The organism is Pseudoalteromonas sp. NJ631 (assembly GCF_000276645.1).
GTDB lineage: Bacteria > Pseudomonadota > Gammaproteobacteria > Enterobacterales > Alteromonadaceae > Pseudoalteromonas > Pseudoalteromonas piscicida.
The window spans coordinates 1-11,955 of sequence record NZ_AKXJ01000026.1 but is presented as its reverse complement, the minus strand read 5'-3'; the positions used below and the strand labels follow the sequence as shown (position 1 = coordinate 11,955).

Below are 11,955 nucleotides of genomic sequence, written 5' to 3'. Positions count from 1 at the left end.
CCAAAACACACTCAGAAGAACAAAAATCAAACAGCAAAGGTCAACAGGCCCTAGAAACGAAAGGTTATTTGTTTTTGTCGTGGATAGCGTCAAGCCTAGCCAGTAGACTTGAGGTATCAAAACGGTTGCCGCCAAGCGCTTGAACATCCGCATAATATTGATCCACTAAAGCTGTAAGCGCCAAATTAGCGCCGTTACTTCTTGATTCGTCTAGTGCAATGCCTAAATCTTTTCTCATCCAATCGACTGCAAAACCAAAGTCATATTCGCCTGCTAACATGGTTTTATAACGATTTTCCATTTGCCAAGAGCCAGCAGCTCCCTTAGCAATCGTTTCAATCACTTTTTCACCATCAAGACCCGCTTTTTTAGCAAAGTGCAAGCCTTCTGCGAGCCCCTGCACCACGCCAGCGATACAAATCTGATTAACCATTTTACACAGCTGCCCTGCACCCACTTCTCCAATTAATTGGCTAAAACGCGCAAAAGCGGCCATGATTGGCTGCGCTTTAACAAACGTACTTTCGTCTCCTCCAACCATCACCGTCAACACGCCATTTTCTGCACCAGCTTGACCTCCTGATACCGGGGCATCTAAGAATTCAGCTTGTAATTTCTTGGCTTCTTGCGCTATTTCACGGGCAACTTTTGCAGATGTTGTGGTATGGTCAACTATCACAGCTCCCGGCTTTACTCCCGCTAATACACCTCTTTCGCCATATACGACTGAGCGTAAATCATCATCATTGCCAACACACATAAATACAAAATCACAGTCAGTCGCTGCGTCTTTAGGTGTCACTGCAAAGTTGCCAGCATACTCAGCGGCCCATTTTTCGGCTTTGCTGGTGGTACGATTGTATACCGTGACTTGGTAACCCGCTTTTTGCAAATGCCCAGCCATTGGATACCCCATGACGCCTAATCCTATAAATGCGACTTTCACTGACATATTTCTGTCCTATTTCGTTGTTATCTTAATAAGAATGGAGTTTTTATACCCGAGCACCTCTGTCATAGCAAATGAAAAAACCGCTTTGATACCGAATAACATGAATAAATCACACGGAGCCTGAAAGGATGGAGAATATTTATCGTTTTAGTGCACAACTTATTGATGGCCAAGTTTTGCCATTACAGTCTCTGGCGGGAAGACCGCTATTGATCGTTAACATTGCGAGCAAATGTAGCTTTGCTCCGCAACTGTCTGCACTTGAAAAGCTATACAGCAAATACAAACCTTTTGGATTTGAGGTATTGGCCTTTCCTTGTAACCAGTTCGGTCGCAATGAGCCACTTGAAGATGAAATGCTTAAAGAGTTTTACAATACACATTTCAATTTAAGCTTTAAGATCTGTACTAAAACACAAGTCAACGGACCTGATGCACACCCATTATTTAGCTATTTAAAATCTCATACCCGTGGTATCGCGCAAAACCGCGCAATTAAATGGAATTTTACCAAGTTTCTAATAAACTCTGAAGGCATGCTAGTATCAAGATATGCCCCAAGAACAAAACCAGAAACGCTTAAGTCAGTGATAGAGAGCCACATTAATCATGAGAATCGCCCTATTCAGTTCGCAAAACTATGAAGTGCCGTTTTTTGAGCAAGCCGTAAATTCCTATTCTGAACTTGAAATAAGTTTTATTAGTGAGTCACTCAATGAAAAAACGGTTTCGCTGTGCCAGCACTATGACGCGGTTTGTGTATTTGTAAATGACACTGTAAATGCACAAGTGATTGATAAACTGGCTGACTATGGCGTTAAAACCATCGCCTTACGCTGCGCAGGTTTCAATAACATTGATATTCAACAGGCAAAACAGCGTGACATAAAGGTTGTCCGTGTTCCAGCCTACAGCCCAGAAGCGGTTGCAGAGCACTGTATCGCGTTGATGCTAACGCTCAGCCGCAAGACACATAAGGCCTACAATCGAGTTCGAGAAGATAATTTTGATCTCAACGGCTTACTCGGTTTTAATATTTATAATAAAACGGTTGGTATCATCGGCTGTGGCAAAATTGGCCAAGCCTTAGTCAGTATCTTAAACGGCTTTGGTGCCAATGTGCTGGTTTATGACCCAAACATTGGAGAAGGCCCCTATACTTTGGTCTCTCTAGATATCTTACTAGCACAATCGGATATTATTAGCCTGCACTGTCCGCTTAATGAATATACCCATCATATTATTGATGATGCTGCGTTTGCCAAAATGAAAGCGGGTGTGATGCTTATTAACACCAGTAGGGGTGCCCTGTTAGATAGCAAAGCCTGTATCGCCGCGCTCAAGTCCAAACGCCTCGGTTACCTCGGCTTAGACGTGTATGAGCAAGAGTCAGAGCTATTTTTTAAAAACCACAGTGAAGAGATAATTCAAGACGATGTTTTCTCGCGTTTGGTTAGCTTTCCCAATGTACTAGTTACAGGGCATCAAGGCTTCTTTACCAAAGAAGCGCTAAAACAAATTGCAACAATAACCTGTGAAAACCTCGCCGCAGCAAGACTGGAAAAGCCGTTGATAAACCAAGTAGTCTGATTTCAGAACCAAAAAAAAGAGCATATCAATCATGATGTGCTCTTTTGGTTACTTCAAAGTCGGGGGAAGTAATTTGATTTATGCTTTACTCTTCAATTCAGCCGTAACCTGAGCTAAACCTACTTCTGAAATTCTCATCGTGATCTCTTTTTGCTTAGCACTCAATAAAGAAATACCTTCAGCAACCATATCATATACCTTCCAGTCTCCATCTTTGCTTTGACGAAACTTAAAATGCATGTCTATATCTGGTTTTGACTGCTCTCTTATTACCACCTTAACCGTCGCAAAATCAGCACCATCAGAAACCGGTAACTCTTCAAACAATACGTCTTGGCCTTTGTACTGTAAAAGTGCATTAGCGTAGGTAGATACAAGATAGTTATCAACCGCACCAATAAACTCGATGGCTTCGTCTCTTTTTAGCCCTTTAATATGTTTACCAAGCAATTTAAAAGATACAAACTTCACATCGATGTGTGGCATCAAGCGACTACGTACTATGCCCTTCATCTGAGTTTCAGTTGCCTTGCCATCTTGATTAACCGTTTTTATATCAGCAAATAGCTTATCGCCAACTTGGTTAATTAATTCATAAGGTGTGTCATTCGCAAACGCGACACCTGAGAAGATGAGAAAACTGAAAATAACAAGTAACTTTTTCATTGTTTAATCCTTATTAAACTGATGACACTAGTCTATCCAATTTGACGAGTGCAAATAAACATATCAATTCGCACCAAATTGATGCCCCTCTGACATCAATTAACGCAATGTAAAATTTCGCCTTACGATGACAATGACTCTTTACGAAGTCGTAAAGGAAAGGCGTATTCCCTTCATGGCGAGGCCTGCAGGGAAGTATACGGTGTTCAAACGATGAAAAATGTCAGAAATTGTATCAATTTATTTGGACGCTGAGCCTAGCGAATGTAGCCAAGCTCAGTATTGTTGCGTAAAGGGGATAAATTATCGTTGCTGATGGGGACTACAGTTTCATATCTGCCGCAAAAAACGTGATGTTATCGTTGCTTTCTAGCTTTTTCAGCGTTTCAATTAACACATCATGCTGTGGTGAGATAGATTCAAGTTGCTGCAAAGTAATTTCATTTTTTTCAAGCTTTTCAGCCAGGGTATTGCCAATAAATGCCATTCTTTGCTGCGCACAAACACTATTGGAAAGCCAACTGCCGCACAAAGAAACGATGCCTATGTTTGGCGCTTTCTTCATTAAGACGTGTTGCTCAATAGCAGGTAATCCCGCTAAGCAACTTACTCGACCACAAAATATCAAATGCGAAATCAATTGTTGGGTATGTGTACCTGTTAAATCTAGTGCGCCTTGCACCTCTGCTGCACCAAAATGAAGCTGCAGGGCATCGGCTAAGCCGGCAAAGTCAGACTGGGTATACACGAGATCTGCACCAAGCTTTTCAAGCAGCTTTTTATATTTGGACTCGGAACATGCCGCCACCCCAAGCCCCACCTGTTTCGCAAATTGTATTGCCATTTGACCAACAGGGTGATGAGCCGACTCGATTAAGATCGTATCCCCTGCATTTAATTGCAGCTTGAATAGCCCTATTAATGCACACATTGCCGGTGCAATTGAAGCGGCAGCCAACTTTCCATCAACATTTTCTGGTAGTACAGTAAGTGCGTGACTTGGCACCAAGGCAAATTCACTCATCGTGCCTTGCTCTCGAATGTCACCATGCCAAAAAACCCGTGTACCAGGCTCTGGGAATCCCGTTTTACATGCTTTTTCCACAACACCCACAGCGTCAACACCAAACACTCTATTCGGTGTTTCTTCACAGGGACAATTGGCCACTTTGGTATCGATAAAGCTTAAACCAACGTATTCAACTTTGACCAAGACTTGATCATCGGTTGCCTCAGGTAAATTAATTTCTCCCTGCTCGAAGGTAAGTCCATTTGTGTGATTGAATCGGACTGCTTTCATCATATGCCTTTGCGTTATGTTAAAAATAAAGTAGTGAGACTAAATTCATTAAACCATTGTTAGCATTTTGCCACAACTTTATTAGTGTAAATATGCTCCTCGCAATTCCAATTGTTTAGTGTCACAATGGCATCAGTCTTAGTGAACTTTCTCGCATTATGGATATTAGCAGCAGATTATTAATCTTTTTAGACGTTGTGGAACGTGGTTCCTTTGCCAGTGCCGCACAACTGAGAAATATCGATCGTTCTGTCATTTCTAAGCAGATGACCAAGCTGGAAGAAGAACTCGGTGTAAGATTAATGAATCGTACAACTCGTTCCTTCTCGCTCACCTCTGCAGGTTCCGAAATGGTAAAAAAAGCAGAAGAGCTAAGGCTGCTACTAAACGACACTCAGCGCATCGCACAGAATTATCACACCGAGCCTAAAGGTTTGCTTAAAATTGCCAGCTCTACAGTGGTAGGTCGACGCTATGTACAACCTGTTATCAATGACTTTCAAAAACGTTTTCCTCATGTTGAGGTTGAGCTTAGGCTTGAAGACAGGCTCGTGGACTTAGTGGGTGAAGGTTTTGATTTAGCTTTTCGTGTCGGCGAGCCTAAAGATTCATCGCTTATCGCCCGCAGAATTGCACGCAATCGATTACTCATATTAGCAAGCCCAACGTTCTTAAAAACCCATGGCACGCCAAATTCGCTTGAGGAACTCAGCGAATTACCTGCAGCAACCTACGCCAGTGATGCATTAAGGTTTACCAGTATCACCTATCAAGACGAGCAAGGCATCGAACAGCAAATGCCTGTAAGGAGTATCTTCAGAACCAACGACGGAGATACATTGATGGAAAGTGTGCTATCTGGTACTTGTTATATTGTTGCACCAGCCTTTCTAGTCGGTAAAGAAATTACTGAAGGCAAATTACAACCGATTTTAACTAACACAAAACTGGTCGATTTTGCTGCTATGTATGCGCTCTACCCCCACCGCGATTTGCCTGTTAGAACAAGGCTCTTTTTAGATGCATTCAGGGCATATATCGGTGAAGAGACCCCAATATGGGAAACTGAGATCCCAGGGTTTGAACAAATGTACGGCTTTATCCCACCTAAACCCATGTTAACTTTCTAGTCGACAGCAATTTATTCGTATATCTGGGTATCAAGCTTTTAGCAGAAAAGGATTATTGACCTCAACCGTCTAACCTTTTCATTGCACCTCTCACCATATTCTGGGAATTAATCCACTTTACGCATTCGCTTAGCGAGAGAGGTTCACATATCTGAAAGCCCTGAATATAAGGACAGTCTAAGCTATATAAATACTGCAAGCAGGCATCGCTTTCAACACCCTCGGCAACAATACTGCAGTTCAATTTACGCGCTAAAAACATACTGGTTTCTACTATGGCTTGATCTTTTTCACTTTCATGACTTAGTCTTACAAACGAGCCGTCTATTTTGATCTGTGAAATTGGTAATTCTTTTAGTATTGAAAATGAAGAAAAACCAGTCCCAAAATCATCAATACTCACTGCAAATCCCATATCTATTAATGTTTCAATTAAGCTTCTCGCTTTTTCCACTTCTTCCATTACGGTGCTTTCTGTAAGCTCAAATACTATATGAGTTGGGTCTACTCGATGAGTATCCAGTAGCATGGCAAGGGTATTAATTAGATTCTGTTCAGCAAAATCTTGGCAGGAAAGATTGATATGCACAACCAACTTGTCATCTATTTCAATCAATATTGCGAGGTCTTGGAATACACGGTTAATCACAAACGCACTCAATTGCCTGATCAAATTATTGCGCTCCGCTAACTCAATAAACTGATCTGGCATTATCATTGTGCCGTCGGACTGAGGCCACCTTAATAGCGCTTCTACTCCATGAATATCACCGCTTTGAGAACACACTATAGGTTGATAATAGAGCGTCAGTTCACCTCGAGCGAGCGCAACTTTAAGGTTAGCCAACAGTTGGAATTCAGCCTCAATTCCCTCATGGAGCTCTTCATCGAAGATGACGATGCTTTGACGGCTATGTTTGGCCGAATACATGGCAATATCGGCTTGCTTCAAAAGGTCAAACACATCAAGTTGGCGCGATTTAGTCCATAAGCTTGCTCCTGCACTATACGTCACGTCCAGCTGCAACTCTTCAATTTCTATACCTGACTTTAATTCGCTCAGCAGTGCATTATTTTGAGAGTAAATACAATTTACGTCTGTCACGTCCATCAGGATGATAAATTCATCGCCGCCCATGCGATATAACTTGCTACGAGGAAGCAGTGCTGCGCGCATTTTGTAGGCAAGTTCCACCAGCAATTTATCACCAAAGAAGTGCCCTTTTGCATCATTGATCTGTTTAAAATTATTCAAATCAACCAAGATAACACTAAAGTCGAGCTGCTGATGTTTACGTTCATTAATGGCATCAATGCAGCGCTGACGATTCTCCAAATCCGTTAAAAAGTCATGTTCAGCGTTATATTTGGCCTGCGTTGCAATTTCATTTAATTCTTGCAGGCTAGTTAGACTTAAACAATTCACCACAAAAACAAAAATGGAGCCAAGAAACAGGATTAAACTCAAGCCTTGCTCAATAAAACTAGCGCTATTGTGATCGTACAGGAAGTAGGCAAAGCTCAAGTATCCGAGTTCAAACAGAGCCATAAGAATTAACAACACTCGCCACCCGACCGACGAGGTTAATCGACATATTTTAAAGGCCGGAGAAAAAGCTAATCCCATGATAAAGCTGCCAGCTAATACTAATATAAGTGCAATCAAAGGAATCGTCGTGGATGGAATACAATGGTTAGAGTATAGATTATAAATATGCCCTTGCTCGGGACAGGCTAAATTATTCAACAATTGGCGGGGAATATAGTAGCGGACTTGACAGCCCGCTCACATTAACCGATTGGCCTTGATTAACAGTTAGTCTGCACTTTTTAGAATTCGGTAAAGTTGATCTTTTAACCACAGTCTCTTTTTCTTCAGTGATTCAAGATACTCATCACTTGAGTGCTCTACACCGTCTTCAATTCGAATAACTTCATTGTCTACTTCATGGTAATCTTTAAAGAGTTTTGAGAAATGTCCATCAGACAGTTTTAATTCATGAATTCTGTCTTTAAACTCTGGCAGTTCTTTAGCTAGGCTGTGGCGTTCAATATTCATCGTTTTATTCCCATAATTAGCTAGGTAATCTGAGTTTGGGTACAAACCTCAGATTAAGGCTGAAAATGCATTTGAGTTTAGGGTAGACCCAATCAATGCGCCGTTAGTGACAGTGATTTCGAATACATTTTTTGAAGTTACTGTCTGATTGGGTCTGTATCCATAGTACGCTGCTACCTTCCTTGAGTATTGATCTAACGCAAATCACATTCAGTTATAAACAATCAGAGTTTTTGTCGTTTCTTTATACTGTTCGAGATACAAAATCGAGGACCTTTGACCACATTCTTAGGGTTTCTCGCAAAGTCGCTAGCCGCCTAGATGCAATTGTTGTAAAATGTCGGCGTTTCTAAGCAAATCTATCTAGCAACTTTTGAGGAAAACCTGTGAGCGAACAAAAACAGTCTCTTAGTTATAAAGACGCTGGCGTTGACATCGATGCGGGCAACGCATTGGTCGAAAGAATTAAAGGCGTAGTGAAAAAAACTCGTCGCCCAGAAGTAATGGGTGGCATTGGTGGTTTTGGTGCACTATGCGAACTTCCAACTGGATATAAAGAGCCTGTTTTGGTTGCTGGCACTGACGGTGTTGGTACTAAGCTACGCTTAGCTATCGATTTAAAAAAGCACGACACAGTAGGTATTGACCTAGTTGCTATGTGTGTTAACGATCTTATTGTCCAAGGCGCTGAACCCCTATTTTTCTTGGACTACTATGCTACAGGCAAGTTAGACGTTGATGTTGCGGCGGACGTAGTATCTGGTATTGGTAAAGGCTGTGAACTATCTGGTTGTGCGCTTATTGGTGGTGAAACGGCTGAAATGCCAGGCATGTACGAAGGCGATGACTACGATATGGCCGGCTTTTGTACTGGTGTGGTAGAAAAGTCTAAAATCATTGATGGAACTAAAGTTGCGGCTGGCGATCAGCTAATTGCATTGGGTTCAAGCGGTCCGCACTCAAACGGCTACTCTCTAATTCGTAAAGTACTAGAAGTATCTGGCGCAGATACTAACGCAGAGTTCGAAGGCAAAACTCTAGGCGAACACCTGCTAGAACCAACTCGTATCTACGTAAAGCAAATCTTAGCGCTTTTAAAAGAAGTTGATGTTCACGCACTTTCTCACATCACTGGCGGTGGCTTCTGGGAAAACATCCCTCGCGTGCTACCTGAGTCAGCAAAAGCGGTAATCAAAGGTGATAGCTGGCAATGGCCTGCAATCTTCAACTGGTTACAAGAGAACGGTAACATTGCAACTCACGAGATGTACCGCACATTCAACTGTGGTGTTGGCATGATCTTAGTTGTTCCTGCTGACAAGCTTGAGCAAAGCCTTGAAATCCTAAAAGCACAAGGCGAAAACGCTTGGCACATCGGTGAAATTCAAGACGCTCAGGCTGGTGAAGAGCAAGTTGAGATCTTAGGTGGTGCCGAGTAATGGCACCCACTCGCCTTGTTGTTCTGATCTCTGGTAGTGGTTCAAATTTGCAAGCAATCATTGATGCTTGCAAATCTGGCTATATTCAAGGTGAAATTGCAGCCGTTGTTAGTAATAAAGCGGACGCATACGGCCTAACCAGAGCGCAAGAGGCTGGTATAGCGACTTCTGTTTTAGACCATAAGCAATACGCATCTCGTGAAGAGTATGACGTTGCGCTTGGTCAACTAATTGATAGCTTTACACCAGATTTGGTTGTATTAGCTGGATTTATGCGTATTCTAACTCCAAACTTGGTGCAAAAATTTAGAGGAAAAATGTTGAACATTCATCCTTCTTTGTTGCCTAAGTATCAAGGGCTGAACACCCACCAAAGAGCAATCGATGCAAACGATGCAGAACATGGTGCTAGCGTTCACTTTGTCACAGAAGAGTTAGATGGTGGTCCTGTGGTCTGTCAGGCCAAGGTCGCTGTTCTTCCAGATGATACGGCAGAGTCACTGGCGCAACGTGTGCATAAGCAAGAACACATTCTTTATCCTTTGGTGGTCAAATGGTTCAGCGAACAAAGACTAACAATGGAAGCAGACTATGCTGTTTTTGATAACAAAACCTTACCAGTTCAAGGTGCGCCGTACCCAGAAAAATAAAAAATGGAGCGCTGTGCTAATTGGTATTAGCGCTCTACTTTCCACTTCGACATTTGCGAACTCTCTCACTGAATATCACGCCGAATACCAAGTTTCACGCAAAGGTAAGGTTCATGGTAGTGCCACGCGAGACCTCACAAAAATAGCCGATGCAACATACGCTGTACGTTACAAAAGCGATATCGAATGGATGATTTTTTCAGACGTAAGAACTGAAGAATCATTGTTTAAAGTCGCTGAACATACCGTCAGCCCACTACATTACAGTATGACCCGTGAAGGGACTGGTCCAGATAAAAGCTACAAAATTAAATTTGATCATCAAAACCAAGCAATTACCTCCAGTGAAGAAAAGTATCCACTGAAAGTGAAGTGGCTTGAGAATCAGCAAGATTTAATTAGTTATCAAGTACAGCTGCGAGAGGATTTAAAGGCGGGAAAGACCAAGTTTAGCTATCCTATCATAGACAAAAAAGGCGACCAGCGAAGCTATGATTTTGAGGTGGCTGGCGAGGAAATGATCACTCTACCTTTTGGCAACGTCAAAACCATCAAAGTTAAACGCGTTTATGATGATAGCGATCGTCAAGCCATTGCTTGGTTTGCACCAAGTTATGATCATATGCTGGTTAAAATGTACAAAGGTAAAGATGGTATGGAGCAGTTTCAGATAGAGCTTAAAACCTACCAACCCAAATCAGAGATTTGATAGCAACATCGTTGATTCATCAAGGCGGCTCAACTAAGCCGCCTTTGCTTACAAAAACTCAGAACTACACCTTCTCACCTAATTTGAATAAAGCAAACTCGCCGGGCTCAAGTTTCTGCCACTGTTCATCGTTGGTCAGCGGTCGAGTTGCAATAACAGTGACAACATCATCTGGTGTGGTTTCCTTTTGAAAATCCACCACCATATCCGCATCAATTAAGGTAGCCTTACCAAATGGGGCTCTACGGGTTATCCAATGTAGATTATTGGTGCAATACGCCAACACATAAATACCATCGGTTATCAACATGTTGAATACCCCTTTGTCTCTCAATGTGTGCGCTAGCTTTGCGATATACCTGAAAACTGAGACCATGTTTGACGGACGACTTGGGTATTTTTCTCGTACTTTGTCCAAAATCCAACAAAAAGCAAGTTCACTGTCTGTATTCCCAACTGGTCGGTAGAAATCAGTTTTTAAGTCTTTATAGTCCGAAAGCTGGCCATTATGGGCGTACGTGATCTCCCGACCCCATAATTCTCGAGTGAATGGATGGGTATTTTCAAGACAAGTTCGTCCCCTATTTCCCTGTCGAATATGACTTATTACGGACACGCTTTTAATCGGATATGCTTTGACTAATTTAGCAATTTCAGACTGACAGCTAGGCTCTGGATCTTTAAAGGTTCTACATCCTTTCCCCTCGTAAAAGGTGATACCCCAGCCATCTTTATGAGGACCCGTATTGCCACCGCGCTCCAACAAACCAGAAAAGCTAAAACAAATATCCGTCGGTACGTTCGCCGACATCCCCAAAAGCTCACACATAAATCACTTAAACCCTAAATATCATAAAGTTATGATTAAAATACAAATCACAAATATCAAAAGGTCACACGTTTGGTCACACTTATGACTAGTAGCTCGATTATCTTAGATAGTCATACTACTGAATTATTGGCGGTAAGTTTATCATGTATCTCTGTGTCTTTACTTTTTTAAATTCAACTACCTTGAGAGCGGTATTAATACGATTATTTTGAATGACTATCGGGCTGTTCTCATCTAGAAAGCACTTTATTGGTTGAAAACCTTAATGACCACCCCAAGTTGACTGATAGATGGATCACATAGACACAAGGTCGATTACGAACTGAGGATTACTTCGCAATATCTAACCAAGTGCCACCCGTAAGCGTATCTAGATCATGCGCTTTTAACTCAAAAACCGAGTTGGGCGTGCCTGCAGAAGCCCAAATACGATCGTATTGCTTTAAATCTTTATCAATTATCGTCAACACAGAGTCAGTGTGCGCCACAGGAGGCACACCGCCAATGGCAAAACCGGTTTTTTCCCGTACAAAGTTTGCGTTCGCTTTTTCGAGCTTTACATCAGGGCCTGTAGACCTTTGCTGTTTGATTTTTGTTCTTCTGAGTGTGTTTTGGTCGCGACGCTCGA

At 42.1% G+C, this 11,955-nt stretch carries 13 protein-coding genes and 1 pseudogene; 6 read left to right on the top strand and 8 right to left on the bottom strand.

Going from position 1 to position 11,955, the window contains the following annotated elements:
- Positions 1–64 precede the first annotated feature (64 nt).
- Complete coding sequence (locus A587_RS0123510) at positions 65–952, bottom strand: NAD(P)-dependent oxidoreductase (RefSeq protein ID WP_017219547.1); 888 nt, start codon at positions 950–952, stop codon at positions 65–67.
- A gap of 128 nt (positions 953–1,080) precedes the next feature.
- Here A587_RS0123510 and A587_RS0123505 point away from each other — a divergent pair, with 128 nt between their 5' ends.
- Both A587_RS0123505 and A587_RS0123500 read left to right on the top strand, forming a co-directional pair.
- Entirely contained in the window at positions 1,081–1,596 is a 516-nt protein-coding gene (locus A587_RS0123505) for a glutathione peroxidase (RefSeq protein ID WP_010373899.1), read from the top strand.
- Complete coding sequence (locus A587_RS0123500; RefSeq protein ID WP_017219546.1) at positions 1,562–2,542, top strand: 2-hydroxyacid dehydrogenase; 981 nt, start codon at positions 1,562–1,564, stop codon at positions 2,540–2,542. The genes A587_RS0123505 and A587_RS0123500 overlap by 35 nt, the downstream gene beginning before the upstream one ends.
- Before the next feature lie 78 nt (positions 2,543–2,620).
- Here the strand turns inward: A587_RS0123500 and A587_RS0123495 are convergent, their stop codons facing one another.
- Together A587_RS0123495 and A587_RS0123490 are read right to left on the bottom strand one after the other, a co-directional pair.
- Positions 2,621–3,208 (bottom strand): MlaC/ttg2D family ABC transporter substrate-binding protein, encoded by a 588-nt coding sequence (locus A587_RS0123495; protein WP_010373895.1) that lies wholly within the window; start codon positions 3,206–3,208, stop codon positions 2,621–2,623.
- A 322-nt stretch (positions 3,209–3,530) separates the two neighbouring features.
- Positions 3,531–4,511, bottom strand: coding sequence for a zinc-binding dehydrogenase (locus tag A587_RS0123490; RefSeq protein WP_232288108.1), 981 nt, complete (start codon positions 4,509–4,511; stop codon positions 3,531–3,533).
- A gap of 155 nt (positions 4,512–4,666) precedes the next feature.
- On the opposite strand from A587_RS0123490, the gene A587_RS0123485 reads away from it, so the two are divergent.
- Positions 4,667–5,638, top strand: coding sequence for a LysR substrate-binding domain-containing protein (locus tag A587_RS0123485; protein WP_017219544.1), 972 nt, complete (start codon positions 4,667–4,669; stop codon positions 5,636–5,638).
- Positions 5,639–5,699: 61 nt separating this feature from the next.
- Here the strand turns inward: A587_RS0123485 and A587_RS0123480 are convergent, their stop codons facing one another.
- Both A587_RS0123480 and A587_RS0123475 read right to left on the bottom strand, forming a co-directional pair.
- Positions 5,700–7,202 carry a putative bifunctional diguanylate cyclase/phosphodiesterase gene (locus A587_RS0123480; RefSeq protein WP_232288107.1) on the bottom strand — a complete coding sequence of 501 codons (1,503 nt, stop codon included), beginning with the start codon at positions 7,200–7,202 and terminating at the stop codon, positions 5,700–5,702.
- A gap of 252 nt (positions 7,203–7,454) precedes the next feature.
- Positions 7,455–7,697 (bottom strand): YdcH family protein, encoded by a 243-nt coding sequence (locus tag A587_RS0123475; RefSeq protein ID WP_010373888.1) that lies wholly within the window; start codon positions 7,695–7,697, stop codon positions 7,455–7,457.
- A 386-nt stretch (positions 7,698–8,083) separates the two neighbouring features.
- Here A587_RS0123475 and purM point away from each other — a divergent pair, with 386 nt between their 5' ends.
- The 3 genes from purM to A587_RS0123460 are packed head-to-tail and all read left to right on the top strand — an operon-like array spanning position 8,084 to position 10,495.
- On the top strand, positions 8,084–9,136 hold the full coding sequence (purM, locus tag A587_RS0123470; protein ID WP_017219542.1) for a phosphoribosylformylglycinamidine cyclo-ligase: 1,053 nt from the start codon (positions 8,084–8,086) through the stop codon (positions 9,134–9,136).
- Positions 9,136–9,786 (top strand): phosphoribosylglycinamide formyltransferase, encoded by a 651-nt coding sequence (gene purN / locus A587_RS0123465; protein WP_017219541.1) that lies wholly within the window; start codon positions 9,136–9,138, stop codon positions 9,784–9,786. Before purM ends, purN begins: the two co-directional genes overlap by 1 nt.
- Positions 9,787–9,799: 13 nt before the next feature.
- Positions 9,800–10,495, top strand: a complete 696-nt coding sequence (locus tag A587_RS0123460) for a DUF3108 domain-containing protein (RefSeq protein WP_017219540.1) — start codon at positions 9,800–9,802, stop codon at positions 10,493–10,495.
- A 64-nt stretch (positions 10,496–10,559) separates the two neighbouring features.
- Here A587_RS0123460 and A587_RS0123455 read toward each other — a convergent pair whose 3' ends face one another.
- From A587_RS0123455 to A587_RS25320, 3 genes and pseudogenes are all read right to left on the bottom strand, one after another.
- A complete protein-coding gene (locus A587_RS0123455) occupies positions 10,560–11,324 on the bottom strand; it encodes a class II glutamine amidotransferase (RefSeq protein WP_010605063.1) in 765 nt (254 codons plus the stop codon).
- Between the two features lie 332 nt (positions 11,325–11,656).
- Positions 11,657–11,833: a YbaK/EbsC family protein gene (locus tag A587_RS24345; protein ID WP_232288109.1), complete on the bottom strand. Its 177-nt coding sequence runs from the start codon at positions 11,831–11,833 to the stop codon at positions 11,657–11,659.
- A gap of 50 nt (positions 11,834–11,883) precedes the next feature.
- A pseudogene (locus A587_RS25320) lies at positions 11,884–11,955 on the bottom strand (GNAT family N-acetyltransferase); the annotation flags it as partial.

Excerpts from the sequence above, each read along its gene's own strand:
- A587_RS0123475 (WP_010373888.1), bottom strand. The coding sequence starts at position 7,697 with ATGAATATTGAACGCCACAGCCTAGCTAAAGAACTGCCAGAGTTTAAA.
- purN (WP_017219541.1), top strand. The coding sequence starts at position 9,136 with ATGGCACCCACTCGCCTTGTTGTTCTGATCTCTGGTAGTGGTTCAAAT.
- A587_RS0123490 (WP_232288108.1), bottom strand. The coding sequence starts at position 4,511 with ATGATGAAAGCAGTCCGATTCAATCACACAAATGGACTTACCTTCGAG.
- A587_RS0123505 (WP_010373899.1), top strand. The coding sequence starts at position 1,081 with ATGGAGAATATTTATCGTTTTAGTGCACAACTTATTGATGGCCAAGTT.
- A587_RS0123495 (WP_010373895.1), bottom strand. The coding sequence starts at position 3,208 with ATGAAAAAGTTACTTGTTATTTTCAGTTTTCTCATCTTCTCAGGTGTC.
- A587_RS0123485 (WP_017219544.1), top strand. The coding sequence starts at position 4,667 with ATGGATATTAGCAGCAGATTATTAATCTTTTTAGACGTTGTGGAACGT.
- A587_RS0123510 (WP_017219547.1), bottom strand. The coding sequence starts at position 952 with ATGTCAGTGAAAGTCGCATTTATAGGATTAGGCGTCATGGGGTATCCA.
- A587_RS0123455 (WP_010605063.1), bottom strand. The coding sequence starts at position 11,324 with ATGTGTGAGCTTTTGGGGATGTCGGCGAACGTACCGACGGATATTTGT.
- A587_RS0123500 (WP_017219546.1), top strand. The coding sequence starts at position 1,562 with ATGAGAATCGCCCTATTCAGTTCGCAAAACTATGAAGTGCCGTTTTTT.